Annotated in this window: 28 protein-coding genes and 1 tRNA gene; 18 read left to right on the top strand and 11 right to left on the bottom strand. The window is 59.9% G+C overall.

The annotated features are described in order from the left end of the window. Nucleotides 1-412 precede the first annotated feature (412 nt). From EX00_RS04345 to EX00_RS04335, 3 genes are all read left to right on the top strand, one after another. Nucleotides 413-1765 carry an extracellular solute-binding protein gene (locus EX00_RS04345; protein WP_047454531.1) on the top strand — a complete coding sequence of 451 codons (1353 nt, stop codon included), beginning with the start codon at nucleotides 413-415 and terminating at the stop codon, nucleotides 1763-1765. Between the two features lie 93 nt (nucleotides 1766-1858). Further along, on the top strand, nucleotides 1859-2743 hold the full coding sequence (locus tag EX00_RS04340) for a carbohydrate ABC transporter permease (protein ID WP_047457425.1): 885 nt from the start codon (nucleotides 1859-1861) through the stop codon (nucleotides 2741-2743). A 7-nt stretch (nucleotides 2744-2750) separates the two neighbouring features. After that, the gene (locus tag EX00_RS04335; RefSeq protein ID WP_047454529.1) at nucleotides 2751-3665 is read left to right on the top strand and encodes an ABC transporter permease subunit; all 915 of its coding nucleotides are present in this window, start codon (nucleotides 2751-2753) and stop codon (nucleotides 3663-3665) included. A 173-nt stretch (nucleotides 3666-3838) separates the two neighbouring features. Here EX00_RS04335 and EX00_RS04330 read toward each other — a convergent pair whose 3' ends face one another. Continuing rightward, nucleotides 3839-4951, bottom strand: coding sequence for a sn-glycerol-3-phosphate import ATP-binding protein UgpC (locus EX00_RS04330; RefSeq protein ID WP_047454527.1), 1113 nt, complete (start codon nucleotides 4949-4951; stop codon nucleotides 3839-3841). 135 nt (nucleotides 4952-5086) lie between these two features. After that, nucleotides 5087-5917 carry an SDR family NAD(P)-dependent oxidoreductase gene (locus EX00_RS04325; protein ID WP_047454525.1) on the bottom strand — a complete coding sequence of 277 codons (831 nt, stop codon included), beginning with the start codon at nucleotides 5915-5917 and terminating at the stop codon, nucleotides 5087-5089. Nucleotides 5918-6215: 298 nt separating this feature from the next. Here EX00_RS04325 and EX00_RS04320 point away from each other — a divergent pair, with 298 nt between their 5' ends. The 5 genes from EX00_RS04320 to EX00_RS04300 all read left to right on the top strand — a co-directional run bounded on the left by EX00_RS04320 (nucleotide 6216) and on the right by EX00_RS04300 (nucleotide 10072). Further along, the gene (locus EX00_RS04320; protein ID WP_047454523.1) at nucleotides 6216-7256 is read left to right on the top strand and encodes a cysteine synthase A; all 1041 of its coding nucleotides are present in this window, start codon (nucleotides 6216-6218) and stop codon (nucleotides 7254-7256) included. A gap of 4 nt (nucleotides 7257-7260) precedes the next feature. Beyond that, entirely contained in the window at nucleotides 7261-7998 is a 738-nt protein-coding gene (locus EX00_RS04315) for an alanyl-tRNA editing protein (RefSeq protein WP_047454520.1), read from the top strand. Nucleotides 7999-8062: 64 nt separating this feature from the next. Further along, nucleotides 8063-8920, top strand: coding sequence for a 3-mercaptopyruvate sulfurtransferase (sseA, locus tag EX00_RS04310; protein ID WP_047454518.1), 858 nt, complete (start codon nucleotides 8063-8065; stop codon nucleotides 8918-8920). A 57-nt stretch (nucleotides 8921-8977) separates the two neighbouring features. Next, nucleotides 8978-9490, top strand: a complete 513-nt coding sequence (locus EX00_RS04305; protein WP_052210707.1) for a GNAT family N-acetyltransferase — start codon at nucleotides 8978-8980, stop codon at nucleotides 9488-9490. A gap of 72 nt (nucleotides 9491-9562) precedes the next feature. Beyond that, on the top strand, nucleotides 9563-10072 hold the full coding sequence (locus EX00_RS04300) for a DUF1203 domain-containing protein (RefSeq protein ID WP_047454513.1): 510 nt from the start codon (nucleotides 9563-9565) through the stop codon (nucleotides 10070-10072). A gap of 16 nt (nucleotides 10073-10088) precedes the next feature. Here EX00_RS04300 and ald read toward each other — a convergent pair whose 3' ends face one another. After that, entirely contained in the window at nucleotides 10089-11207 is a 1119-nt protein-coding gene (gene ald / locus EX00_RS04295) for an alanine dehydrogenase (protein WP_047454512.1), read from the bottom strand. Between the two features lie 132 nt (nucleotides 11208-11339). Here ald and EX00_RS04290 point away from each other — a divergent pair, with 132 nt between their 5' ends. After that, entirely contained in the window at nucleotides 11340-11801 is a 462-nt protein-coding gene (locus tag EX00_RS04290; RefSeq protein WP_047454510.1) for an Lrp/AsnC family transcriptional regulator, read from the top strand. A 6-nt stretch (nucleotides 11802-11807) separates the two neighbouring features. Here the strand turns inward: EX00_RS04290 and EX00_RS04285 are convergent, their stop codons facing one another. After that, nucleotides 11808-12617 (bottom strand): endonuclease/exonuclease/phosphatase family protein, encoded by an 810-nt coding sequence (locus EX00_RS04285; protein ID WP_047454508.1) that lies wholly within the window; start codon nucleotides 12615-12617, stop codon nucleotides 11808-11810. Between the two features lie 182 nt (nucleotides 12618-12799). Here EX00_RS04285 and EX00_RS04280 point away from each other — a divergent pair, with 182 nt between their 5' ends. Beyond that, a complete protein-coding gene (locus EX00_RS04280; protein WP_047454506.1) occupies nucleotides 12800-13159 on the top strand; it encodes a PilZ domain-containing protein in 360 nt (119 codons plus the stop codon). Nucleotides 13160-13294: 135 nt separating this feature from the next. Further along, complete coding sequence (locus EX00_RS04275) at nucleotides 13295-15283, top strand: bifunctional 2',3'-cyclic-nucleotide 2'-phosphodiesterase/3'-nucleotidase (protein WP_047454504.1); 1989 nt, start codon at nucleotides 13295-13297, stop codon at nucleotides 15281-15283. A 52-nt stretch (nucleotides 15284-15335) separates the two neighbouring features. Here EX00_RS04275 and EX00_RS04270 read toward each other — a convergent pair whose 3' ends face one another. Further along, on the bottom strand, nucleotides 15336-16304 hold the full coding sequence (locus EX00_RS04270) for a LysR family transcriptional regulator (RefSeq protein ID WP_047454499.1): 969 nt from the start codon (nucleotides 16302-16304) through the stop codon (nucleotides 15336-15338). 137 nt (nucleotides 16305-16441) lie between these two features. Here EX00_RS04270 and EX00_RS04265 point away from each other — a divergent pair, with 137 nt between their 5' ends. Further along, the gene (locus EX00_RS04265; protein WP_047454497.1) at nucleotides 16442-17056 is read left to right on the top strand and encodes an FMN-dependent NADH-azoreductase; all 615 of its coding nucleotides are present in this window, start codon (nucleotides 16442-16444) and stop codon (nucleotides 17054-17056) included. Between the two features lie 51 nt (nucleotides 17057-17107). On the opposite strand, the gene EX00_RS04260 is transcribed toward EX00_RS04265, so the two are convergent. Beyond that, nucleotides 17108-17695, bottom strand: coding sequence for a TetR/AcrR family transcriptional regulator (locus EX00_RS04260; RefSeq protein WP_047454495.1), 588 nt, complete (start codon nucleotides 17693-17695; stop codon nucleotides 17108-17110). Nucleotides 17696-17801: 106 nt separating this feature from the next. On the opposite strand from EX00_RS04260, the gene EX00_RS04255 reads away from it, so the two are divergent. Continuing rightward, nucleotides 17802-18578 carry an SDR family NAD(P)-dependent oxidoreductase gene (locus EX00_RS04255; RefSeq protein WP_047454494.1) on the top strand — a complete coding sequence of 259 codons (777 nt, stop codon included), beginning with the start codon at nucleotides 17802-17804 and terminating at the stop codon, nucleotides 18576-18578. 229 nt (nucleotides 18579-18807) lie between these two features. Further along, nucleotides 18808-19284, top strand: coding sequence for an OsmC family protein (locus EX00_RS04250; RefSeq protein ID WP_047454491.1), 477 nt, complete (start codon nucleotides 18808-18810; stop codon nucleotides 19282-19284). 81 nt (nucleotides 19285-19365) lie between these two features. Here the strand turns inward: EX00_RS04250 and EX00_RS04245 are convergent, their stop codons facing one another. Beyond that, the gene (locus tag EX00_RS04245; protein ID WP_047454490.1) at nucleotides 19366-19707 is read right to left on the bottom strand and encodes an HlyU family transcriptional regulator; all 342 of its coding nucleotides are present in this window, start codon (nucleotides 19705-19707) and stop codon (nucleotides 19366-19368) included. Between the two features lie 37 nt (nucleotides 19708-19744). After that, a complete protein-coding gene (gene ilvA / locus EX00_RS04240) occupies nucleotides 19745-20995 on the bottom strand; it encodes a threonine ammonia-lyase (protein WP_047454488.1) in 1251 nt (416 codons plus the stop codon). Between the two features lie 484 nt (nucleotides 20996-21479). On the opposite strand from ilvA, the gene EX00_RS04235 reads away from it, so the two are divergent. Continuing rightward, nucleotides 21480-21564, top strand: a tRNA-Leu gene (locus tag EX00_RS04235). Between the two features lie 129 nt (nucleotides 21565-21693). Here EX00_RS04235 and EX00_RS04230 read toward each other — a convergent pair. The 3 genes from EX00_RS04230 to wrbA all read right to left on the bottom strand — a co-directional run bounded on the left by EX00_RS04230 (nucleotide 21694) and on the right by wrbA (nucleotide 23686). Beyond that, the gene (locus EX00_RS04230; protein WP_047454486.1) at nucleotides 21694-22317 is read right to left on the bottom strand and encodes a methyltransferase family protein; all 624 of its coding nucleotides are present in this window, start codon (nucleotides 22315-22317) and stop codon (nucleotides 21694-21696) included. A 232-nt stretch (nucleotides 22318-22549) separates the two neighbouring features. Then, nucleotides 22550-22867 carry a hypothetical protein gene (locus tag EX00_RS04225; RefSeq protein WP_047454484.1) on the bottom strand — a complete coding sequence of 106 codons (318 nt, stop codon included), beginning with the start codon at nucleotides 22865-22867 and terminating at the stop codon, nucleotides 22550-22552. 219 nt (nucleotides 22868-23086) lie between these two features. Further along, the gene (gene wrbA, locus EX00_RS04220) at nucleotides 23087-23686 is read right to left on the bottom strand and encodes an NAD(P)H:quinone oxidoreductase type IV (protein ID WP_047454482.1); all 600 of its coding nucleotides are present in this window, start codon (nucleotides 23684-23686) and stop codon (nucleotides 23087-23089) included. A gap of 238 nt (nucleotides 23687-23924) precedes the next feature. On the opposite strand from wrbA, the gene EX00_RS04215 reads away from it, so the two are divergent. The 3 genes from EX00_RS04215 to gpt all read left to right on the top strand — a co-directional run bounded on the left by EX00_RS04215 (nucleotide 23925) and on the right by gpt (nucleotide 26503). Next, nucleotides 23925-24698, top strand: a complete 774-nt coding sequence (locus EX00_RS04215; protein WP_047457422.1) for a competence/damage-inducible protein A — start codon at nucleotides 23925-23927, stop codon at nucleotides 24696-24698. A gap of 117 nt (nucleotides 24699-24815) precedes the next feature. Further along, nucleotides 24816-25658: a universal stress protein gene (locus tag EX00_RS04210; protein WP_047454480.1), complete on the top strand. Its 843-nt coding sequence runs from the start codon at nucleotides 24816-24818 to the stop codon at nucleotides 25656-25658. 347 nt (nucleotides 25659-26005) lie between these two features. Continuing rightward, on the top strand, nucleotides 26006-26503 hold the full coding sequence (gene gpt, locus EX00_RS04205) for a xanthine phosphoribosyltransferase (RefSeq protein ID WP_047454478.1): 498 nt from the start codon (nucleotides 26006-26008) through the stop codon (nucleotides 26501-26503). The last annotated feature ends 296 nt before the right edge of the window (nucleotides 26504-26799 follow it).

The following is a 26799-nucleotide window of genomic DNA, read 5'->3' as shown; positions in this document are numbered from 1 at the left end:
ATGCATCAACGCACGGGCAGCCGGCAAGGAAAGCCCGCCAATGCCGTCGACAGTCTCCGATCGTCCATGTCAGCGGGCCGAGCGTGATCAGGGCAAGTATAGCCATGATCAGGAACAGCTCCTTCATCATATAGCACACGATATCGACAAGACACGGGATCGACGACGCATGTGCATCCCGCTCGATATCAGCAATATTAGACAAGCATCAAGTTACGCTTGCCGCGCCAACTGTCTTGTCCTTCCAGTTCATCCGCAACAGGTCTTTGAAGGCGCTTGTAGAGACGAAAAACCGCCTTTGAGCGGGAGATTCGTACCCACAACAAACTGTCACACAGCATGTCTATAACGCCGCTACCGCGGGCTTGCCCAAGACCACCGGTTCCGAGCTTTCAAGAGGGAAATAGGGATTATGTCGACATTTAAAAACTGCATTTCAGCGGCTGCCGCCGGCGTCATGAGCTTGGCGCTGGCCTTGCCTGCCGCCGCTGCTCCGACCAAATTCGATTTCTGGTTCGGCCTGTCGGGCGATCTGGAGCGCGTGGTTCAGACGATGTGCAAGAACTTCAACGAATCGCAGAAGGACTATGAAGTCGTCTGCACCAGCCAGGGCAATTACGACGCCACCCTGCAGAACACCATCGCCGCCTTCCGCGCCGGCAAGCAGCCGGCAGTCGTTCAGGTCTACGACGCCGGCACCGCGACCATGATGCTCTCCGGCGCCTATTACCCGGCCGGCAAGCTGATGTCCGAAAATGGCTACAAGATCGACTGGAACGACTATTTCCCCGGCATTGCGCGCTATTACGCAACGTCGAAGGGCGAACTGCTCTCCTTCCCGTTCAACTCCTCGACCGCCCTGCTCTACTGGAACAAGGACGCCTTCGCCAAGATCGGCAAGACGGAAGCCCCGAAGACCTGGGAAGACGCCGCCGCCGACATGAAGGCGCTCAAGGGCGCTGGCTACGATTGCCCGATGGCCATCAATATCTCCGGCAACGAAAGCTGGCAGCTGATGGAGCAGTTCTCCGCGCTCCACAATCAGCCGATCGCCACCAAGAACAACGGCTATGACGGCCTCGACGCCCGTCTCGAGGTCAACAAGACCAAATTCGTCAAATACGTCACCGACCTCAAGAGCTGGTACGACCAGGGCCTTATCAAGATCAAGTCGAAGGAACTCGGCCAGGATATGGTTCAGGCCTTCGCATCGGGCGATTGCCAGATGATCATGACCTCCGTCGGCGACCACGGCACGGTCGGCAAGACACAGAAGGCCGGCATGAACTGGGATGTCGCCGAGCTTCCGGTCTACGCCGGCACCGAGCGCAAGAATTCGCTGGTCGGCGGCGCTTCGCTCTGGGTTCTCTCCGGCAAGTCTGCTGATGAATACAAGGGCGCTGCCGCGTTCCTGAACTTCATCCACGACCCCAAGACGGCTCTCTTCTGGTCGACCAACACCGGCTACATCCCGGTCACGAACTCCGGCTTTGAGTTCATGAAGTCCTCCGGCTTCTACGACAAGGCTCCCTACAAGGGCCGCGAAGTCGCCATCGCCAGCCTGACCGCCTCCGAGCCGACCCAGATCACCCGTGGCATCCGCCTCGGCAACTTCACGCAGATCCGCGCTGAATTCGGCAACCAGATGCAGGCCATCTTCGCCAACAAGGTCAGCGTCCAGGAAGGCATCGACAATCTCGCCAAGAATGGCAACGCCGTTCTCGAGCGTTTCGAAGCCACCTACAAGGGCAAGCAGCTCCCGTAAGCCGCAAGCCGCGACACACCACGTCCGCCGGGACTTTCCCGGCGGACGTTTGTCATGACCGAGAATGGCATCAGACCAAAGCCGGAAGAAGCAATGGAAAAGCGTACGACTTTCAGCAAGTGGAGTGTCGGCATCCTGTTCGCAGTGCCGCAGCTCCTCCTCATCTTCACCTTCTTCTATTGGCCGGCCGGCCAGGCGATCTACTGGTCGCTGACGTTGCAACAGCCCTGGGGCGGCGGCAATATCTGGGTCGGGCTCGACAATTTCAGATCGATTCTCGCCAGCGCCGACTATTGGAACTCGGTCACGATCAGCATCACTTTCGCGGCCGTCAGCACCGCCATCGCCATGGGCGCGGCACTGGTTCTCGCAGCCCTGACCGACCGGCAGCTCCGGGGGTCTAAATTCTACAGCGTCGTGCTCGTCTGGCCCTATGGTATCGCTGCTCCTGCCGCCGCGATGGCCTTTCGCTTCATTCTGGCACCGGAAGCCGGCCTTATGTCCGTGGTCAACCAGTGGTGGCCTGGGATCTGGGATCCGGGCCTCGACGGCAACGCCGCGATGGCTTCCATTATCGCAGCCTACTCGTGGAAGTATATCGGCTACAGCTTCATCTTCTTCCTTGCCGCCTTCCAGGCCATTCCGCGCTCGTTGATCGAAGCGGCGTCGATGGACGGCTCCGGCGTGCTCCGGCGCTTCTGGGACATCCAGTTCCCGCTAATCACGCCGACGATCTTCTTCCTGCTGGTGATCAACATCACCGAGAGCTTCCAGGACTCCTATGGCATCGTCGACATCATGACATCCGGCGGCCCGCACAACTCGACGAACCTCATGGTCTACAAGATCGTGTTCGACGGCTTCAGAGGTCTCGATTATTCCGGTGCGGCGGCACAGAGCATCATTCTGATGCTGCTGATCATCGTGCTCACAATTTTCCAGTTCCGCTTTATCGAGCGGCGCGTGCATTACCGTTGAGGCTGACATGGTCGAGCGCACCCCAATTCTGAATTTCTTCACCCATGTGATCCTGTTCATCGGCTTCATCGTGGCAGTGGCGCCGTTGGTCATCGTGGCCATCGCCGCATCCCACAATCTGGCCGACGTCAATCGCACGCCGATGTCGCTGATCCCCGGCACCGACTTCTGGGCCAACATGAAAACGGCCTGGACGACCGCCAATCTTGGCCCAAAGCTGCTGAACAGCCTGATCTTCGCCGGCGGCGTGGCGGCGGGCAAGGTGATCCTTTCGGCCCTCACCGCCTTTTCGCTGGTCTATTTCCGTTATCCCGGCCGTCACCTCATCTTCTGGCTGATCTTCGTGACGCTGATGCTGCCGCTCGAAGTGCGTATCGTGCCGACCTATGCGGTCGCCGCCAACGTCTTGTCGCCCTACCAGGCGATCCTCGACGTCACCGGCATCAGCTGGCTCATCGAAAAAGTTTCGGGCATTCACGTCGAGCTGAACCTGGGGCTGCTCAATTCCTATCCCGGCCTGATCCTGCCGCTGATCGCCACGGCGACCGGTACGTTCCTCTATCGTCAGTTCTTCCTGACGATACCGGACGAACTGACTGAGGCCGCGCGCATGGACGGCGCCGGATCGCTGCGCTTCTTCATCGACATCCTGCTGCCGCTGTCGCGCACCAATATGGCAGCACTCGGCACCATCATGTTCCTCTGGGCCTGGAACCAGTATCTTTGGCCGCTGCTGATCACCACCGATCCCTCGCACGCAACCGCGGTGACTGAACTCAAGCAGCTTATTCCGAACGTCGGCGGCTTGCCTGAGTGGCATATCGCCATGGCCGGCACGCTGATCGTCATGCTGCCGCCGCTCCTCGTCGTGGCGTTGATGCAGCGCTGGTTCATCCGCGGCCTCATCCCCACCGAGAAGTGATGAAGTTGCCTGCCGTGCCCTCAAAAGAGCACGGCAGGTTCTTGATGGCGGGCCACACTCATCAGGCATGCGCTTTGTGTCCGCAGACCGCACCTTCCACAAAACTCAAAAAAGAAAAGCCCGGAAACCTGTCAGGATTTCCGGGCGCACCTGCTGAAAATTGATATCTGAAATTAGTTCGCCAAGACCTTGAGGGGCGTGACGGTGGCAATCGCGTCTAGTCTGAGCCCGGTATCCTGGGCGAAAAGATGGATGTGCGGCTGCGGCAGCTCCAGCGCCACGGCCTGGCCGGTTTCACCGGATGTATGGTCGGAGATCGCCACAGCGAAGCTGGAGCCGTTGATATCGCAATGGATGACGCGGCCGGCGCCGAGCTCCTCGACAAAATCCACCGTTGCCGGAACGGTGCCGGGCGTGCCGACCGGCACGATACGGACATGTTCCGGGCGGATGCCGAGGGCGACCGGCTGGCCAGCATGACGCTTACCGATATTCGCGTCGATGGAGAACGGCAATCCGTCGAAAACGAACTGCTCGCCATTTGCCGAGAAGGTGCCCTCCAGGAAATTCATGGCCGGCGAACCGATGAAGGAGCCGACGAAACGGGTGCGCGGCGTGTTGTAGACTTCCAGCGGCGTGCCGACCTGCTCGACGTTGCCCTTGTACATGACCACGAGCTTGTCGGCGAGCGTCATGGCCTCGACCTGATCGTGAGTGACGAAGACGGAGGTGGCGGACAGGCGCTTGTGCAGGCGGCGGATTTCGACGCGCATCTGGACGCGCAGCTTGGCGTCGAGGTTGGAAAGCGGCTCGTCGAAAAGGAAGACCTTGGGTTCGCGGATGATGGCGCGACCCATGGCGACGCGTTGACGCTGACCGCCGGAAAGCTCGGCCGGCTTGCGGTCGAGGAAGTCTTCCAGACCGACAATGCGGGCGGTTTCCTTGATGCGGCGGTCACGCTCCCCGCGTGGCACGCCGGCCACCTTCAGGGCATAGCCCATATTGGCGGCGACGTTCATATGCGGATAAAGCGCGTAATTCTGGAAGACCATGGCGCAGCCGCGCTCACGCGGTTCGAGCTGGTTGACGACCTTGTCGTCGATGACGATCTCGCCCGAGGTGATATCCTCAAGCCCGGCGATCATGCGCAGCAGGGTCGACTTGCCGCAGCCGGATGGACCGAGAATGACGACGAATTCGCCGGAACGGAAATTCAGGTCGACGCCATGCACGACCGGATTGCGCCCATAAGTCTTGCGAACCTGCTCGATCCGGATTTCTGCCATCTTGTTCTTCCCTGCCTGTCATCTCTGGGCCTGCCAGTTGGCTGGACTGCTAGCGAACTTGCATTACAGAACGGTGACAGGATCAGGCGAACTGGGCCGGAATGCAGGCTTTTCAGCGCACTCGGCACATCAGGGCTACTCCGCGGGGTGCGGAGTGGGATGATGGCCCGGGGCCTGTCGCGGACGACGACCGCCCGTGATGCGCCTGACGATACGGAAATAAAGGCTGTAGGGCAGGAATCTCATGAGTTTCATCTTGTAGGCGAAACTCTTTGGGAAGGTGATTTCGAACGATGGCGACTTCAGGCCTGCGGCTATCGCCTTGGCGGCCTCATCGCTCGACATCAGTCCCGGCATCGGAAATTTGTTCTTCGCTGTCAGCGGCGTCTCGATGAAACCCGGCGTCACCAGCTGGATGCGGATACCGACGCGGCCAAGGTCGAAATTCAGGCTTTCGGCCATGTTGATCAGGGCTGCCTTGGTGGCACCGTAGGCGGCACCTCCGGGCAAGCCGCCATAGCCTGCCGCCGATGAGACGATGGCGATCTGGCCGTGCCCTCTCGCCCGCATATGACGTACCGCCGGCACCAGACAGTTGACGACGCCGTACAGATTGACGGCGAAGCTGCGGTCGAACACATCATGGTTCAAATCCTCGGCGCGCGCCGGCAGATAAATACCGGCATTGAGAACGACCAGCGCCAGCGGGCCATGCTGATATTCGATCGCCGCGACGGTGTGCTCCATGTCCTCGGCATTGGTGACGTCGCCGTCGAGGACGACGATGCTGCCGGAGAGCTTGTTCGCTTCCGTCTGCAGCTCCAGCAGCTTGTCGTGACGACGCGCGGTGACGGCAACCTTGTAGCCCTCGCCCGCGAGCTTCAGCGCCAGCGCCCGGCCGATCCCGGAGCTGGCGCCGGTGATCCAGATCACCCCATGTTCGGGACGGGCGATGAATGGGCTCATGGCTTTTCTCCTCGGCTGGCGACCTGCCCGGATGCCGCGTTCAGGCGGCCTTCCTCAGCATTTTAGGACTAGCGCATCATTGTGGCCGCTTTCGGCCGGCACATGGCAGGCATGGTCGAAATCCGTGTCGGCCGGACGGAGGAGCGGACTTTCCAAAGGTGGTCAGCCCGGTCTTTTGCCGTCCAAGTTGAATTTTGCGGCCCGGATAGGCAGCGTGGAACAGATTTTCTTGCCTAGACTGCCTTGTGAAGGGAAAAGACCGTTCTTACAGTAGTGCTGAACAGAAGGCAGAGATTCCATGACCGTCCATCCCTCCGTCCTAGAAGCGATCGGCAATACGCCGTTGATCAAGCTCAAGGGAGCCTCCGAGGCGACGGGCTCGACCATTCTCGGCAAGGCGGAGTTTTTGAACCCCGGCCAGTCGGTCAAGGATCGCGCCGCGCTCTACATTATCCGTGACGCGGAGAAGAAGGGCTTGCTGAAGCCCGGCGGCGTCATCGTCGAGGGTACGGCCGGCAATACCGGCATCGGCCTGACGCTCGTCGCCAAGGCGCTCGGCTACCGCACCGTCATCGTCATTCCGGAAACGCAGAGCCAGGAAAAGAAGGACGCGCTGAAGCTTCTCGGCGCCGAGCTCGTCGAAGTGCCGGCGGTTCCCTACAAGAACCCGAACAATTACGTGAAGCTCTCCGGACGGCTTGCGGCACAATTGGCAAAGACCGAGCCGAACGGCGCGATCTGGGCCAATCAGTTCGACAACGTCGCCAACCGGCAGGCGCATATCGAGACCACGGCGAAGGAAATCTGGGCCGACACCAATGGCAAGATCGACGGCTTCATCTGCTCGGTCGGCTCCGGCGGCACGCTGGCGGGCGTGGCCATGGGCCTGCATGCCTTCAACAGGGACATCAAGATCGGCATCGCCGATCCGGAAGGGGCAGCCCTTTACGAATTCTACAAGAATGGCGAGTTGAAGTCCTCCGGTTCCTCGATCACCGAGGGCATCGGCCAGGGCCGCGTGACGGCAAACCTGGAGGGGTTCACGCCCGATTACGTCTATCAGGTCACCGATGCAGAAGCCCTGCCCTATGTCTTCGATCTCGTCGAATATGAAGGTCTTTGCCTTGGCGGTTCGACGGCCATCAACATTGCCGGCGCGGTGCGCCTTGCTAGGGATCTCGGCCCCGGCCACACGATCGTGACGATCCTTTGCGACTATGGCAATCGCTATCAGTCCAAGCTTTTCAATCCGGACTTCCTGAAATCGAAGGGCCTGCCGTTGCCGGCATATCTCGCGAAGAATGCCGACATTCCGATCCCTTACGAAAACCAAGCGTGACGTCATGCCCGTGAATGCCCTTTATCGTGACGATTTCTATCTCTCGACCGCCGAGGCTGTCGTCACCGCAATCCACGACGATGGGGGCATCGAGCTCGACCAGACCTGCTTTTATGCCACTTCCGGCGGGCAGCCGGGCGACACCGGTTTCTTCGAGCGCGCCGACGGCTCGAAGATCATGCTGGGCCAGACGAGGCACGGGCCGATCAAGGACATCATCATCCATGTGCCGCTCGAGGGCGAGGCGCAGCCTATCCTCGGCGAGAAGCTGGTGCTGCATGTCGACTGGCCGCGCCGCTACAAGCTCATGCGCATGCACACGGCCTGCCATCTGCTCTCGGTCGTCTGCCAGTTTCCAATCACCGGGGCCGCCGTCGGCGAAGATGAAAGCCGTGTCGATTTCGACATGAGCGAGACGATCGACAAGGATGAAGTAACGGCGAAGATGATGGCGCTGGTCAACGAGAACCATCCCGTCTTCGTCCAATGGATCACCGACGAGGAGTTGGCGGCCAATCCGGGCATCGTCAAATCCAAGAATGTGCGCCCGCCCGTTGGCCTCGGCCGCGTCAGCCTTGTCTGCATCGGTGAGAATTCCGCCGTTGACAGCCAGCCCTGCGGCGGCACACATGTGTCGGAGACCCAGGAAGTCGGGGCAATCCATATCGCCAAGATCGAGAAGAAGGGCAAGGAGAACCGCCGCTTCCGCATTCGTTTCGGCTCGCCCACGGACGACGCGTAGAGCCGGCCAAGTCCCACATCCTGACACAACCCCCAGAATCAAAAGTAGGCAGGGAGAGATCATCATGACAGCGGAGAAAAGCCGTTTCGTCGTATCCGCCGATTGGCTGCAGAACGAATTGGGCGCCAAGGATCTGCGCATCCTCGATGCATCCTTCTATCTGCCGGCGCAGAAGCGCGACGCCGATGCCGAATATGCCAGCGGCCATATTCCCGGTGCCATCCGCTTCAATCAGGACAAGATTGCCGATCATTCCACTGGCCTGCCGCATACAGTTCCCTCGCCGGAATTCTTCGCGGCTGAAGTCGGCAAGCTCGGCATCAGCGAAAACGATCGCATCGTCGTCTATGACGGCCCCGGCCTCTTTGCCTCGCCCCGCGTTTGGTGGCTGTTCCGCGCCGTTATGGGCGCAAGGAACGTCTTCGTGCTCGACGGCGGCCTGGATGGCTGGAAGGCCGAGGGACGGCCGCTGGAAACCGCCCTGCCCGCCTTCGCGCCCACGACCTTCAAGCCGAACTTCAACGCTGCCCGCATCGTCTCCTTCGACGAGATGCGCGGCATCGTCGATAGCGGCTCCCCGCAGATCGCCGACGCCCGTAGCGCCGGCCGTTTCGCCGCCACTGAACCGGAGCCGCGCGAAGGCATGCGCTCCGGCCACATGCCGGGTGCAAAAAACCTGCCCTCCGGCGTCTTCGCTGTGAACGGCAAGTTCAAATCCCTACCCGAACTGCGTGAAACCATCGAGAAGGCCGGCATCAATCTGGAAAAGCCCGTCGTGACCACCTGCGGCTCTGGAATCACCGCCGCCATCATCACGCTTGCGCTCGAATCGCTCGGCCATGACGGCAACCGGCTTTATGACGGCTCCTGGTCGGAATGGGGCAGCCGTTCGGATACGCCCATCGTTACCGGAAAAGACTGAGCGTTGCGCCCCGTGAAGACACCCTCGTCGCTCAAGGTTCATATCACCCGTCTGGAAATGACGGCGCCGCCCAAGGCGAGCCTGGCCGTGCCCGTCAACATCCAGACGGCGATCATGCGCGCGCCGGGCATTCCGCTGCCCTTCTACCGCTATCTCTATCGCCAAGTGGGCGCGCGCTGGCACTGGGTCGACCGGCTTCGCATGTCCGACGAGGAGCTGACGGCGCTCCTGCACAATGAGCGCAATGATATCAGCGTGCTCTACGTTAACGGTGCTCCAGCCGGCTTTTTCGAATATTTCCGCGAGGACGAGGAGACGATCGAGCTCAGCCATTTCGGTCTTATCGAACACGCGCTAGGCCTCGGCATCGGCAAATGGTTCCTGTTGCAGTCGCTTTACGCCATATGGACGCTGAACCCGCAGCGCGTCACCACGACCACCAACAATCTCGACCATCCGCGCGCGCTTCAGCTCTACCAGATGTTCGGCTTCTCACCGGTCTCGACAGGTGAAGGCATCGTGCGGCCGCTGAGCGACAAGGAATTGCTGGAGCTGGCGAAAAAAGCCTGACGGCAGGAATCGGGTGGCTTCCGCTGCCCTTGCGGCGCATCACATGACGAACCTCAAGCAAGGAGATTTGTCATGTCCACCATCGCTTTTGCCGCCATGCCCACGTCCGACGCCGAAGCCCTCTGGAGCGGCGCGGCGGATGCCTACGGTCACCAGCCGGAGACAATGATCTCCGACGGCCCCGGCCATCCCTGCCGCCATTGCCTGCGCAATATCGATGCAGGCCAAGAATTTCTCGTCTTCGCCTATCGGCCGTTTCCGGAATTGCAGCCCTATGCCGAAACCGGGCCGGTCTTCCTGCATAAGGAGCCTTGCGAGCGCTATGCCGCCGAGGAAGTCCTGCCGCCGATGCTGACGACCAGCCCGGATTTCATCGTGCGCGGCTATGGCGAGAACAACCGCATTATCTATGGCACCGGCGCCGTGACGCCGATCGGCAACATCCCCGCCTATGCGGCCGAGCTTCTTGGCCGCGAGGGCATTGCCTATGTGCATGTCCGCTCGGCGCGCAACAATTGCTATCAGTGCCGGATCGATAAAAAAGAAGCGCCGGCATATGAGAATGCCAGCGCCTCCATCTGACGTAGCGCGATGGGATTTACGCTACGTTCAAGACGCTTTCCGGCGCGAAGGCTTCGTAGCCCAGCGCCTCTGCGACCGGCTTGTTGGTCACGCGGCCCTTGTGGACGTTGAGGCCATTGCGCAGATGCTTGTCCTCGGCGATCGCCCGTAAGCCGCGATCCGCCAACGCCAGGCCGTGATAGATGGTGGCGTTGTTCAGCGCATGCGCCGAGGTGACGGGAACGGCGCCCGGCATGTTGGCGACGCAATAGTGCACCACGCCGTCGACCTCGTAGGTCGGCTCGGAATGGGTCGTGGCATGCGAAGTCTCAAAACAGCCGCCCTGGTCGATGGCGACGTCGACAATGACAGAGCCCTTCTTCATGCCGGACAGCATTTCGCGGGTGACGAGCTTCGGTGCGGCGGCACCGGGGATCAGGACGGCGCCGATGACGAGATCGGCGGAAAAGACCTCTTCTTCCAGCGCCTGAATGCTGGAATAGCGAGTATGGACGCGGCCGTTGAAGATATCGTCCAGCTGGCGCAGGCGCGGCAGTGAACGGTCGAGGATGCTGACATCGGCGCCGAGGCCAGCCGCCATCTTGGCGGCATGCAGGCCGACGACACCGCCGCCGATGATCGCCACCTTGGCCGGCAGCACGCCGGGCACGCCACCTAGCAGGATGCCAAGGCCGCCATTGGCCTTCTGTAGCGCGGTTGCGCCCGCCTGGATCGACAGGCGGCCAGCAACCTCAGACATCGGCGCCAGCAACGGCAGGCCGCCGCGCTCGTCCGTGACGGTTTCATAGGCGATGGCGGTGACGCCGGAGGCGAGCAGGCCCCTGGTCTGCTCCGGATCGGGCGCAAGATGCAGGTAGGTGTAGAGAAGCTGGCCGTCGCGCAGTTGCGCCCATTCGGACGGCTGCGGCTCCTTGACCTTCACGATCATGTCGCACTTTTCGAAGATGTCCTTCGCGCTGGCGGCGATCTTCGCACCGGCAGCGATATAGGCGTGATCATCGGCGCCGATGCCGGCACCGGCCTTCGTTTCGACCCAGACCTCGTGGCCGTGGGCCACATATTCGCGGACGGACGCGGGCGTCAGGCCGACGCGGTATTCATGGTTCTTGATCTCTTTCGGGCAACCGACACGCATATCATTCCTCCCTGAATGCTTCACAGGAATGAGACCACCTCCGCTTTGAAATGTCCTTGCAAAGAGAATTTGCCCGACGGTCATTTTTCGTGGATTATTGCGCAGAATAAAAATTCTTCGAAGGATCTTCGAATGTCAGACCTAGACACCATGGATCGTTCGATCCTGCGGGTGCTGCAGCAGAACGCCAGGATCACCAATGCCGAGCTTGCCGAAAAGGTCGGTCTCTCGCCGTCCGCCTGTTCGCGCCGGCTCGACATTCTGGAGAAAGACGGCGTCATCGGCGGCTATCATGCGCGGCTGTCGCACAAGGCGCTGGATTACAAGATGATCGCCATGGTGCATATCTCGCTGTCCGGCCAGTTCGCCAAGACGCTTTCGGAATTCGAGGCGGCGGTCAAACTGTGCCCGAACGTGCTCGGCTGCTATCTCATGTCCGGCGAATACGACTATATCCTGCGCATCGCCGCGCGCGATCTCGAGGATTACGAGCGCATCCACCGCGACTGGCTCTCCGCCCTGCCGCATGTGGTGAAGATCAATTCCAGCTTTGCGCTGCGCGAGATCATCGACCGGCCGAATGTCGGTCTTTGAGCTGGACTACCGTAGATCCAGCAGCAAGGCGCGATGATCGGAGACTTCCGGCTCGGCTACGACGCCGAACGCCACAACCTCGACCGTCGGTGTCACCAGCATATAGTCGGCGAAACGTGGCTCCTTGCGGTAATGAGAGGTGCGGGTGTCGCCATGTCCCCGCGAGGTGATAAGATCCGAAAGCCCCAGAGCTGCCAGAGCCTCAAAGCTCACGCTTCCCGGCAGCACGTTGAAATCGCCGCAGACGACCAGCCGCTCCTCTTCCGGCCACACCTGACGGATCAGATCGACCAGCGCCGTCGCCTGGAGCTGACGCGCCGGTGTATCCCCCTTGCCTTCAGGGTCACGCAGGCCGTGCATCTGGGCGATGGTAATCGGATAGCCGGCTTCGTAGTCAAATAGGCGGATACAATGGGCGTTGCGCGACCGGGGATGCGGCCCCCAGCCGTCTGAGGAGAATTCCCCATGCACAAAGCCCAGCGCCTGGCCGATGACCGGATATGTCTTGCGGACGAAGGTCGCCAGGCCGAATTCGGAAGCGATCCGCCGGTCACCATCAAAGAGATCGCCTCGCGCCACCGGGCAGAAGAAGGCATCATACCCCGGAAGGGCGGCCTTGATCTCCTCGAAGAGATTGACCCGCTGCTGAAGTTCGACGCCGTGGTCGCGGTAAGTCAACCAGTCAGATTGCACGCCCGGTGTCCGTCCCACTTCCTGGAGGCAGAGAACATCCGCATCGACGTCGACCAGATATTGCATCAGCGGTTCATGCAGCAGGCCGCCCCATGCATTCAGCGAAACGATGCGCAATGCCATTTCTCCCCAAACATTCACTCAGTGTAGAGCTCTACACCTAGCCCAAAGGCCATGTCGACGCGCTGAGACGAACCGCTCCGAATCGATACGAATGATCGCAATTTTACCGATCGCGCTAAACACCTTTCAATGGATACCCGCTATCCGTGAAAGGAGTGATACGCACGCGTAGAGGTGAAATCATGCAGTCATCTTCGAAACCGACGGCCCAATACAATTTGAAGATCAAAGCGAGGCGTTCGCAGCGCCGCCGCGTTCGATTGATGGGCCAGGTATGGTATCTCGCAAAGGCAGTGACCGGTCGCGTGGTCGACCTCTCCGCCAGTGGCATCGCGCTTGACCTGCAATCCCCGACCCATGCAGCCGCCGGCAGCAAGGTTCGTGTCGAATGCACCGACATCGGCATGCTTGACGGTATCGTGCGCTGGGTCCACAGCGGCCGAATCGGCATCGAATTCGATCCATCCTCCAATGCCTCGGCTCTGGTCGCTTCCTATTTCCGCTTTTTCCACAAGGACATACAGCCGGTTCTTAGGCGCTAACGGTCTGTTTGCCCGCTCGGCGCGGGAACCACAATAAGCCTGTCATATTACAGGTGCACACCTTCAAAATTCGTCCTAATCTCCCTCACCCCCAGAGGTGATCGAGAACCATAATAATCGTTGAAGGAGTGTTTCATGTCTTCCATTCTGGAATTGCCCAGCATGTCGCGCCGTTCGTTGCTGCAGGGCCTGAGCGCCACAGCCGCGCTCATCATGCTGCATCCGTTCGCAGCGCGCGCGGCCGGCAATCAGGCGCATCTGCGCCTCATGGAAACGACTGATATCCACGTCAACGTCTTCCCCTACGACTACTATGCCGACAAGCCGAACGACACGATGGGCCTGTCACGCACGGCGACGATCATCGACAATATCCGCGCCGAAGCCACCAATTCGCTGCTGATCGACAATGGCGACGTGCTGCAGGGCAATCCGATGGGCGACTATATGGCCTATCAGCACGGCATGAAGGAGGGCGATGTCCATCCGGTCATCAAGGCGATGAACACGCTCGGCTACGAGGTCGGCACACTCGGAAACCACGAGTTCAACTATGGCCTCGACTTCATGTTCAAGGTGCTGGGCGGCGCGAACTTCCCCTTTGTCTGCGCCAACCTGACCAAGGGCCAGCTCGCCTCCGACCCGAAAAAGGACGACCTGTTCTTCAAGCCCTATCGGATCATCGAAAAGAAGATCAAGGACGGCGCCAGCAATGAAAGCACGGTCAAGATCGGCTTCATCGGCTTCGTGCCACCGCAGATCATGCTCTGGGACATCAAGAATCTCGAAGGCAAGGCGCAGACGCGCGATATCGTCGAAGCCGCCAAAGCCTGGGTGCCGGTCATGAAGGAAGAAGGCGCCGATATCATCATCGCCCTTTCGCACTCCGGCATCGACGGCAGCGCACCCTCCGACAGAATGGAAAACGCCTCTCTCTATGTCGCCGCCGTTCCCGGTATCGACGCCGTCTTCACCGGCCACCAGCATCTCGTCTTCCCCGGCCCGAAGACCTGGGACGGCATCAAGGATGCCGATCCGGTCAAGGGCACGCTGCATGGCAAGCCGACGGTCATGGCCGGCTTCTGGGGCTCGCATCTCGGCCTAATCGACCTGCTGCTCGAAAAAGACGGCAATAGCTGGAAGATCGTCGACTTTACCTCGGAGGCGCGGCCGATCTATCACCGCGACGACAAGAAGAAAGTCATCGCCGATGTCGCCGACAAGAAGGAAGTGGTCGAAGCCGCCAAGGCCGAGCATGAGGCAACGCTCGCCTATGTCCGCACGCCGGTTGGCAAGACCTCCGCGCCGCTCTACTCCTATTTCGCGCTCGTCGCCGACGATCCCTCAGTGCAGATCGTCAGCCAGGCGCAGATCTGGTACATCAAGGACATGCTGAAGGAGACTGAGTACAAGGATCTGCCGGTGCTTTCGGCAGCAGCGCCCTTCAAATGCGGCGGCCGCAACGGCGTCGACTATTATACCGACGTTCCCGCCGGCAATATCGCCATCAAGAACGTCGCCGATCTCTATCTCTATCCGAATACGGTGCAGGCCGTCGTCATCAACGGCGCACAGGTGAAGAACTGGCTGGAAATGTCGGCGGCAATGTTCAATCAGGTGCAGCCGGGCACCAAGGATGTCGCTCTGCTCAACGACAGCTTCCCATCCTACAACTTCGACGTCATCGATGGCGTCACCTACCAGATCGACCTGTCGCAGCCGCGCCGCTTCAGCGATGACGGCAAGCTCCTGAGCGCCGATGCAAACCGCATCCAGAACCTGCAATTTAACGGCAAGCCGATCGATCCCGCCCAGAAATTCGTCGTGGTCAGCAACAACTACCGCGCCGGCGGCGGCGGCAACTTCCCGGAAATCGCCGCCGACAAAGTGATCTACAAGGCCCCGGACACCAACCGCGACGTCATCGTCCGCTATGTCCACGAGCAGGGCACGATCAACCCGACCGCCGACGGCAACTGGACCTTCAAGCCGCTTCCGGGCACCACCGTCCTGTTCCCAAGCTCCCCCAAGGCCAAGGACTTCCTTGCCCAGGTGAAGAGCGTGAAGATCGAGGACGCCGGCGAAGGCACGGATGGGTTCAATAACTTCCGGCTGGTTCTGTAATCGGTTACACCATTCCACAAATGAAAATGGGCGCCTCAAAGGGCGCCCATTTTCATTCCGCCGCCAACGGGTTCTCTTCAGGACGGAACACGTCCATTGCGGCCTTGAAATCCACCCGGTCCGGGCATTGCAACAGGCGATCGCGGAAGGCTTCGATCATCCAGGCGGCCGCCGGACCCGGGGGATTGGAAAGCTTGCGCACCGCATAGATCGGATATTCGCCCTGCTCATAGGCATCGAGGTCGAGATGCACGAGCCGGCCCTTCTGCAGGTCTTCGTAGATGAGCGAAGCCGGCAGCCCGCCCCAGCCGAGGCCGCCGCGGATCAGTTGATGCTTGGTGGCGATATCGCTGAGGTGCCAGATCTTGTAGGACAGGACATTGAAATCCCGGCCCTTGGTGAGGTTCGAAGCATCGGTGACCACCAATTGCACCTCCTCGCGCACGTCGGTGAGGTTCAGCGGCCGTTTGATCTGGGCGAGCGGATGGCGCGGCGAGGCGACCGGCATCATGAAGGAGTGGCCGATGCGCTCAATCACCATGGAATCGTCCTGCTTTATCACCGCGCCGCCGATTCCGATCGTCGATTTGCCGCTGGCGACCAGTTCCATCATCGTTCCAAGCTCGCCGGCATCGAGCCGTAGCGAGACGGAGGGAAAGCGGTCGCGGAACTCGCTCAGGACGGCGACCGTGGCATTGGTCGGCACCATGACGCTGATGGCGACGGCGACCTCCGCCTCAAGCCCGGTCTTCAAGCCCTTGACCCTGGCGCGCATCACCTGGAGATCGGACAGAATTCGGCGCGCATCCTCCAACATCACCCTGCCCGCATCCGTCAGCTTCGGCTGGCGCGAGCCCGAACGCTCGAACAACGGCATTTCAAGCTGCGCCTCGAGATTGGCGATCGTATAGCTGATGACCGATTGCGCGCGGTTGAGAACGCGCGAAGCCGCGGAGAAGCTGCCGGATTCAGCAACGGTCAGAAAAACCTGCAATTGGTCAAGTGTTGGATTGGGAAGCATGGGCTATCCATTTTATCGATCATTCCAATCCATATTATCACAGTTTTTCTCGATAGCACTTAAGACTTATCTATGAACGCGAAACATGGCCGAACTTCCCACTCGGCTATCGCAACCCATTGATAAGGAACACAATCATGTCCTCCATTCTGCTTCTGACCTCCAGCCCGCGCGCCGATTCGCTTTCCACCAAGATCGCGACCGAGCTTGCCGACAAGATCAAGGCACAGAACCCCGGCAAGACGATCGTTCACCGCGATCTGGCCGCCGCGCCGCTGCCGCATATCGACGAGTTCTTCACCGCCGCCATCCGTACGCCGGCTGACGCCCGCACGACCGAGCAGAACGACGCCATCAAGGTTTCTGAAGCGCTGGTGGACGAACTGCTTGCCGCCGACACGATTGTCATCGGCACCGGCCTGATCAACTTCGGCATCTATTCGTCGCTGAAGTCCTGGATCGACAATATCGCCCGCGCCGGCCGCACCTTCACCTACACCGAAACCGGCCCGAAGGGCCTGGCAACGGGTAAGAAGGCCTACATCGTGCTCGCATCCGGCGGCGTTTACTCCGAAGGTCCTGCCGCCCCCCTGAACCACGCCGTTCCCTATCTGAAGTCGGTTCTCGGCTTTATCGGCATCACCGATGTCGAAACCGTCTATGTCGAAGGCATTGCCTTCGGTCCGGAAGCCACTGAAAAGGCAATCGGCGCCGCTCAGGCTCGCGCAGCCGAACTGGCGCTAGCCGCTTAATTCGCAAGCACGACTAAAAGTCATGGCGGCCGGTTCTCACCGGCCGCTTTTTTATGTCCCGTTGCCGTTCGCCAGCTCTCTCATGAAGCTCCGCGCAGCTTCCAGAAGCTCGTCGGAAAGCTTCTCGTCATTCGTAACGCGCGCAAGGCCGACCGCACCGGCCATCAGGCAGGTGGCGATAACGGCATCGCGCCGCGCATCGGCGACATCCGTTTGCGGCATGCGTGCCGTCATCGTCTCGATATTTTTCCGCATCCCTTCCGTTGCGACCGCCCGCACGGCATCGCCACTGCGCGCGATATCGGCCGTCAGGGCCGCATAGACGCAACCCTCTCCGCGGTGGTCACGATGAAAAACGCCAAGATAATTCTCGGCATAGTCCTTCAGCGGGACATCGGCCGGATCGATCCCCTTCTCCTCCATCTGCCGTCGCTGCTGTTCCACCGCCGACTGAACGGCTTCGACCACCAGTTCGTCCCTCGAGGCGAAATGCTTGTAGAAGCCGCCGACCGTCAGTCCGGCTTCCTTCATAAGATCGGCGACGCCGATGCCCTCCAGCCCCTCCTCGCGCAGACGCTTGGCCGCCAGCGTCACGATCCGCTCGTGCGTCTTCTGTTTTTCCAGCTGCGAATGGCCCATCGAAGAATCCCCTCAAGCTGCCTTGACGAATGTGGATTACAATCATAATCCTTATGGCGAACGATCATAATCCAGATCGTGATTTAAGCCAATAGGAGTTACCAACATGCGCCTCAAGAACAAGGTTGCCCTCATCACCGGCGGCAATAGCGGCATCGGCCTTGCCACCGCCCGCGTCTTCCTCGCCGAGGGCGCCAAGGTCGCCATCACCGGCCGCAACCCGCAGACCCTTGCCGCCGCCGTCGAAGAGCTTGGCGGCGATGTCCTGGCGTTGCAGGTTGATGTCACCGACATTGCGGCGACTGAAAAAGCCTTCGCGGAAGCGGCTGAAAAACTTGGCAATATCGATATCCTCTTTGCCAATGCCGGCATTGGCGGCGAGACCGCCGTTGGAAAGACCACGCTCGAACAGTTCGAGACGGTGGTGCGCACCAATTTCACCGCCGTCTTCTTCACGGTGCAGGCGGCGCTGCCATATCTGAACGACGGTGCGTCGGTGATCCTGAACGGCTCCGTGCATGCTGTTCTTGGCATCCCGGGTTACTCCGCCTATGCCGGCACCAAGGGCGCCGTGCGCGCCATGACCCGTAACCTCGCCTCCGAACTTGCTCCGCGTGGCATCCGCGTCAACCAGGTGACGCCAGGCGCCACCAAGACGCCGATCTGGAATACGCGGGCGATGACCGAAGACGCCAAGGATGCGCTGGAAGCCCGCTTCGGCAGCCTGAGTCCGCTTGGCCGCATGAGTGAAGCGGAAGAGATCGCCAAGGCGGCGCTTTATTTCGCTTCCGACGATTCGAGCAACGTCACAGCCATCGAAATCATCGTCGACGGCGGTGCCACCAGCGCTCCATCGGGCGCCAAGCTTTTCCGGTCTGCCTGAGAACCCTCCGGCGAACACCGCTCCCAAAATGATGGCAAAGGCTGCCTGACGCATGATGCTGATGGCGGCCTTTGCGTGTCAGACGTATCGTCAGATGTCGACGGCCGTGCGAGACCGGTCTGCAATTTATCGCAAAAGTGGCTTTAGCTTTCAGATAATCTCCTGCGATATACGCAGCTACGATGCGTCGATGAGGCTCATCCAGGGGCATGGCAGTCGGAGGATTTCAGTGAGCGACAAGCAACATACCTATCATGTCAACGTCGTCTGGACCGGCAATGACGGTACGGGAACGTCGAGCTATCGCGGCTATCGACGGGATCATGAGATACGTGCCGAGGGCAAACCGACGATCACCGGCTCTTCCGACCCGAGTTTCCGCGGCGACCCTACCCGCTGGAACCCCGAGGACCTGCTGGTCGCGTCGCTTTCGGCCTGCCACAAGCTTTGGTATCTCGGCCTTTGCGCGCAAGCCGGTGTTATCGTCCTGTCCTATGAAGACGCGGCTGAAGGAACCATGCTGGAAGAGAGTGGCGGCGCGGGGCAATTCACCTCGGTCGTGCTGCGCCCCAGGATCGTCATCGATGCGGCATCGGACGCGAAGACTGCGCTTGAACTGCATCACAAGGCGCACGAGATGTGCTTCATTGCGCGCTCGGTGAATTTTCCCGTCACCAATGAGCCGCAGATCTCGGCTGCGGCATAACGATTGCAAGCCATTGAAAGAACATTCGGTTCCTTCAATGGCGATCGCCGTTTACGGCTTGTCACCAACCAGTTTTGGAAATCAGACCTGACGAACCTTTTCGCCATCGCCGAACAGCGATGGGCCGTTCTGGTCGATGATCTGCCGCGCCTTGCGGAACGTCGATTCGAGCGCGTCGTCGGCCGAGGTGAAGACATCGGCGCGAATGAAGTTGCGCACCAGCGTCTCGCCGTTCACATCCTTCTCGATCCGGCCCATCAGACGAAACTGATTGCCCTCGCGCTGCGGCGTCGCATGGATCGTGCAATCGCCATGCGTCTGCGGCTCGGCGCTGATGGTGGAGCCACCGGCCTTTTCAGCGCTCGTCGCCGAAGCGCCGCCGCCGGTGAAGATCGAGAGAATATTGGACAAGATCGAAGCCATGTTTCGCCTTTAGCATGAAGGACGTGAGGTCGCAAAGTTAAATGATCAGGTTCGCAAGGATCTCGTTCTCGGTGATATCCTCATAGCCCATGCCGGCGCGCTCGAACTTTTCGACCAGCTGCTTGAAATTGTCGGGATCCCTGGTCTCGATGCCGATCAGGATTGAACCGAAATTGCGGGCACTCTTCTTCAGATACTCGAAGCGGGCGATATCGTCGTCCGGCCCGAGAAGATTGAGGAAATCGCGCAGCGCGCCGGGACGCTGGGCAAGGCGCAGGATGAAGTATTTCTTCAGCCCGGCATAGCGCATGGCGCGTTCCTTGACGTCGGGCAGGCGCTCGAAATCGAAATTGCCGCCGGAGACGACCGCGACGATCGTCTTGCCGCGGATGGCATCGGGATCCATAGTCTCCAGCGCGGTGATCGCCAGCGCGCCGGCGGGCTCCAGCACGACGCCCTCGACGTTCAGCATGTCGGCGATCGTCACGCAGATGGCGTTTTCTTCGATCAGCCTGACCTGCTCGGCGGCAAATCCCTTCAGGGCAGTGAAATTGAGGTCGCCGATACGACCGACCGCAGCACCATCGACGAAATTGTCAACCTTCGCCAGCGTCACCACCTGCCCCGCCTCGATGCTCCGCCGAAGGCTCGGCGCTCCCGCAGGTTCAGCGAAGACGAATGTCTCCTTGCCAAGCCGATCGGCAAAATAGCCGGTGATGCCGGCCGCCAGTCCGCCGCCGCCGACGGGCAGAATGATGTGGTCCGGCAGAACACCATCCGGCAATTGCGCGGCGATTTCGTCGGCGACTGTCGCCTGCCCCTCGATGATATCGGCATGATCGAAAGGCGGCACCATGACGCCGTCGATATGCTGCACATGCTCGCGCGCCGCCTGATAGCACTGATCAAAGAAGTCGCCGAACAGCTTGATTGTGATGAATTCGCCGCCGAACATACGGGTCTTGTCGATCTTCTGCTGCGGCGTCGTCACCGGCATGAAGACCACGCCCGGCACGCCGAAATGGCGGCAGACGAAGGCAAAGCCCTGCGCATGGTTACCGGCCGATGCGCAGACGAATGTCTTGCCCGTGCCGCCCGCGGCGATCACCTTGCGGAAGAAATTGAAGGCGCCGCGGATCTTGTAGGAGCGCACCGGCGTCAGATCCTCGCGCTTCAGCCAGATGTCGGCGCCATAGCGGGCCGAAAGATGCTCGTTCAGCTGTAGCGGCGTTGCGGAAAAGAGGCCACGCATGGCCTCGGTGGCATCGAGAACATCCTGCTTGTCCACGGGCTTCGTCCATCCTTGTTCAATTCGCCTTCGCTATGGCACAGGAAACATGAGTAACGAAAGCCTGTTTAACGCGGTTTCCGACCTGTCGACGCGACTTTTCGGTGCTTGCGGAAGCAGGCTTGCGACCATCAAACGCGCAACTGCCATGATTTCCGTCAGCATATTCCATCCAGTCGCAACCCCAAAATCTTCGAATTGACAGGACGGAACCGTCCGTCTCCAATACGACCAGCCATCATGATGATGGTTAGAGGCCCGCTCCTATCCGGTTCATCCGGTGCCGGCGGGCTTCGCTTGTGTATGATCGCCCGCTGCGCGGCATAACTTATGGTGATTACACCGGCGCTGGTGAGCGCTCTCAGAGGGCGATGCGACAATCGCGTCGGAACCGCTCAGCGCCACAGCAAGCCGAGCGAAGTTCTGCCCCTTGCCGCAAACATTCCCTTGACTGAATCGCTCAAGTGCTTGAAGGGAAAGGCACGCGGACGTGGCGAAACTGGTAGACGCAAGGGACTTAAAATCCCTCGGAGTGATCCGTACGGGTTCGACCCCCGTCGTCCGCACCATTCATCTTCATAAGAAATAATAACAGTCGCATATGGCGTGCTCGTTCTGGCGTCATCGCCAATGCCGGCGTTTGTTCGGCCTCGCACATGTCGCCGCCAGGTGACTTTGTCTGAAAGTGGGATCTTGCCCTAGAAAGCGGTCAGGAGGTCTGGAAGGTTACCGGATTCATGCAGAATTTCGATAATCTCTGTAATCGGAATAGCTATCAAAAACAGCAATCCATCGCGAAGCGTTCTCCAAAGTGCTTGCGGATCGAACTCATAACGGACAGTTCCTTCGTCATATTTGCGGAAATCGGGCAGGAAACGCGGCGTGGTCGCTCGATAGGCGCTGTAGGCCTGTCCGAAACGGTCCTGGAGAAACCGCTCTTCCCGGCGCACGACCACGGAAAAAATGATCCAGCATAATGCCCCGCAAAGGACCGCGAATGTCAGCATGCCGGTTTGCAGCCCCAGACCAGCCGCCCCGATCACCGATCCCACATAAAGCGGGTTCCGGCTAATGCTGTAAGGACCGTCCGTCATCAGCGACGATCCCTTTCTGCCGCCGATATAAAGCGTGCACCAAAGCCTTACGAATATGGCCAGAACCATGCAGACACACCCGCAGACTTCAAGCCAGAAATGATAGGCGGTCGGATCCATATACCTTGGCTTAACAACCAGAAGCGCCGCTATGAGCCCTGCTATTCCAAGGATAATAGCCAGACGCCTGTTTTCTTGAACGGCGCTCAGGCGGCTTTTTGTCATCATATCCAATGATCCATACCCCTCTTCTGTCCGCCGTGCGAACCGCCATGAGCGGTATGGAAACATAGTCACTCCGGCTCAGCTTTGCCAGATAACGATTTGCACCGTCGACATGCGCCCACGGCAGAACAGTGACGAGTATGAACGGCATGGCGACTAGAACCCTGTGCAGGGCTTCAAATGAATAAGGCGGCCGTTGGGCCGCCTTGGTATTGTTTGCGCCAGCGTTGAACGCCTAGCGAATTTCGATTCTGAACGCGTTGCGCGGATACCACCAGCCATCGCTGTGGCGGCGGTAGCCCGGGCGAGCACGTTGATAGCCGTGGTAGCCGTTCCACGAACCGGGGCGGTAATGCGGCTGACGACGGTTCGGGCGATGCCTTCTGTCGTCCCAACGCCGGCGGTCACCCTCGCGGTACTGGACCTGCTCAACGGCGGTGCTTGCCGCCGGCCTGTCCGTATTGAGGGGTGCGGCAACCGAAGGAGTAAAGGATGCGAGTCCCATGATCAGCGTCAACGCGCCTGCGCCAACGATGTTGAAAATTTTGCTCATGACGTCTCCATTCAAAGTTTACAGCTCTTCATTGAACCCTAATTGATGAATGCATTATGAATGCCATCAGAAATAGCGATCACATAACAGGCATCGCCTCTATCACACTCTGCAGTGGTCTTTTTTGCTGATGGGACCGGTTATCGGCGCTAATGTCTGCTGGCTCCATAACGCAAAAAGCGCAGCTTTCGCTGCGCTTTCCAATAGATTGAGTACGAATCAGGCGACTAGCTTGGCCGCGATCTTGGCGACGTGAGCGCCCTGGTATTTCGCGGCTTCCAGCTCGATTTCCGAAGGTTGACGCGAACCGTCGCCGTTCGTGATCGTGGAAGCGCCGTAAGGCGAACCGCCCTTGACTTCTTCCGTACCCATCTGGCCCTGGAAGGAATAAGGAAGGCCGACGACGACCATGCCCTGATGCAGCAGGGTCGGGATAAAGCCGAGAATGGTCGATTCCTGGCCGCCATGCTGGGTCGCGGACGAGGTGAAGACCGAGCCGACCTTGCCGACGAGCTTGCCTGCGAACCACAGGCCGCCGGTCTGATCCCAGAAATTGCGCATCTGCGACGCAACCGTGCCGAAGCGCGTGCCGGCGCCGACGATGATGGCGTCGTATTCGGCCAGCTCATCCGGCGATGCGATCGGCGCTTCCTGGTCGAGCTTGAAGTGGGAAGCCTTGGCGACCTCTTCCGGCACAAGCTCCGGAACGCGTTTGACGGTCACCTCGGCGCCAGCCGACTTGGCACCTTCGGCGACGGCATAGGCCATCTTTTCGATGTGACCGTAGGCGGAATAGTAAAGTACCAGAACCTTAGCCATGAATGTCTCCCGTTTGTTGGACGTGCAGATTGTCGGGCTGAGTTGTATCAGCGACGGGACGAAGACGCAGCCCCCGCAACGGGAACGGACTGTTCACCTGCCGAAGACGAAATTCATTTATGGTCGTCTTTCCGAGTCGCGGGCGGACACGAAAACGGCAGTTTGCATTCACCGCAAACGGCGCTACCTATTTCAAAGGCTTTTCGAACGCGCGCTGCGCAATTCCACGGATACTTCCATGACCAATGAAACCATTGTCACCGCCGCCATGCTGGCCATCGGCGACGAACTGCTCTCCGGCCGGACGAAAGACAAGAATATCGGTCATCTCGCCGATGTCATGCTGCTGTCCGGCATCGACCTGAAGGAAGTCCGCATTGTTGCCGACGACGACGACGCCATCGTTGCGGCGCTGAACGCTCTGCGCGGCCAGTATGACTATGTCTTCACCTCTGGCGGCATCGGCCCGACGCATGACGATATCACCGCCGATGCGATTGCCAAGGCTTTCGGCGTGCCCTGCGAGCACGATGCGGAAGCGATGAGGATAATGGCGGAGATGTATGCCAAGCGCGAGATGGAGTTCACCGAGGCTCGCCAGCGCATGGCGCGCATGCCCGTGGGGTCGAAGCACATCGCCAATCCGGTTTCGACGGCACCGGGCTTCAACATCGGCAACGTCTATGTCATGGCCGGCGTGCCGCAGGTTTTTCAGGCGATGCTCGACAATGTCGTGCCGACGCTGCGCTCCGGCACCCGCATGCTGTCGACGGCGATTTCCTGCCCTTACGGCGAAGGCGAGATCGGCACGCCGCTCGGCATCATCCAGAAAGCGCATCCGGATACCAGCATCGGCTCCTATCCGCGCTATGTCGGCCAATCCTTTTCGACCGAGATCGTCGTGCGCGCTCGTTCCGCCGAGCTGGTTGAAAGTGTCGCAGCTGAGGTACGGGCGATGATCGAGGCTATCAGACAGTCGAAAGCCAAGGAAAATCAGTCCGCTGAGGCATGACATTCGACGAGGTCTTTTTCTTCCGGAAGGGAACCGGAGCGATATCGGCGCATTAATATCATGCGGAATGATGCTATAATGAAGCGATCCGATCCCTTCCGCACGGGAGATCACGTCATGTCCTACAAAACCATATTGGTCATTCTCGACACGCCCGACAATGCGCAGGTCGCGGTTGATTTCGCAGCGGCCTTCGCCAAGGAGCATGGCGCTCACATTGTCGGCCTGCATGCGGAAATCGTCTCGACCGTGCCGCTGGTGGCGCCGATGGAGATTCCCGATCCGGTTGCCGTGCAGGCCCTCCAGGACATGGCACACAGCCAGGCCGTTGAAATCGAACGGCTGTTTCGCGCGAAAATGGAGCGCGAGGGCCTCGACTACGACTGGCGAAGCTTTACCAGCACTGTCGGCTATGGCTCCGAGCCCCTGATCGAAAGCGCCCGCAGCGCCGATCTGCTGATTGCCGTTCAGCCCGATCCATCCAGATCGTCAGACTCGCATGTCGATGTCGAAAGCTTCCTGTTCGAAAGCGGCCGGCCGGTGCTGATGATCCCTTACATATTTAGCCTGCCGAAACCGATCCGCCGCGTGCTGATCGCCTGGAATGGCTCGAAGGAGGCCGCGCGCGCCACTTTCGATGCCATGCCGTTTCTGAAGGCCGCCGATTCCGTGGAGATTTTCTCCGTCGATACGTCCGAGAGCTCCAAGCAATCCCCGACTGAGACTAGCCTCGAGATCGAGGCGACGCTTGCCCGCCATGGTGTTCGCGCCACGCTGACGACGGCAAGCTGTGGCGGCAAGACGCCATCGCAGGTCATCGAGAACCGTCTCGCCGACAACTCGATCGACCTGCTCGTCATGGGCGCCTATACACATTCCTGGCTCTGGCAGTTGATCTTCGGCGGTACGACACGGACGCTGCTGAAGTCGATGACGGCGATGACGCTGCTGGCAAGGTGAGTGTGCGTTTGATCTTTTGAAGGGCGCGGGATTACCCGGCTTCGAAGCACTGCCGTGCCTTTTGCACACCCTGCCGACATGGCAGCAGGGTGCGGCTCTTGCCTTTTGGCCGTAAATCCAGCAGAAAACAGCGACCGATGACAGAATTCCCGCCAGGGAACCATTCGCGCGATCCACGGAACATGACCCAAAAGCGCCAAACAGCTTCCGGGTAAGATCATGCTCAGACAGATGGCAAGCGAATTGCGTTCAGGATTTGGTCCATGGTCCGCGCCCGCCGCGGGGTCTGCTCAGGGTCGCCGGCAGCACCGGTGCGTCGTTATTTCTGCTCCCGGAGCTTCTGAGCCATGTCCCTGCCCGATAAAGCCTTTCCCGTATCCTGGGATCAGTTCCATCGCGATGCCCGCGCCCTTGCCTGGCGGCTTGCCGGCCTCAACAAGAACTTCAGGGCGATGGTCTGTATCACCCGTGGCGGTCTCGTTCCCGCGGCCATCATTTCGCGCGAACTCAACATCCGCATGATCGAGACCGTCTGTGTCGCCTCCTATCATGATTATTCGAGCCAGGGCGAAATGAACCTGCTCAAGGGAATCACCCCGGAACTCCTCACCGACGGCGGCGAAGGCGTGCTGGTTGTCGACGACCTCACCGATACCGGCAAGACGGCCCTCGAAGTGCGCGCCATGCTGCCCAAGGCGCATTTCGCCTGCGTCTACGCCAAGCCGACCGGCGTGCCGACCATCGATACCTTCGTCACCGAAGTGAGCCAGGACACCTGGATCTACTTCCCCTGGGACATGGGCTTCACCTATCAGGAGCCGATCGCCAAGGGCCATCGCGGCTGATCTCCACTCGGGACTCACGCGAATCATGCGGTGATTCTCCGTGATGCATCCGAGCCGGCTCATATATCAGGAATAGAGGTGGGCGCTTCGGCGCCCACTATATTTAGTACCCTTCCCGTCGCAAGAACATGCGGGATTCAAGGCCTTCCAAGCGAATCATAAGATGCCACAGCATGGTTTTGCTCCAAAACCAATGGTTTCAGGGTCACGTTCACAATATTGTCGCGTTGGTCTCCGTCATTGACGGCATTTGCCCCGAAAGTGGTCGTGCGAAGGGCGAGCATTTTCCGCCAAGC

This window comes from Martinezella rhizogenes, from assembly GCF_000799715.1.
Classification (GTDB): domain Bacteria; phylum Pseudomonadota; class Alphaproteobacteria; order Rhizobiales; family Rhizobiaceae; genus Rhizobium; species Rhizobium rhizogenes_C.
This window is presented reverse-complemented; position numbering and strand designations above follow the sequence as displayed.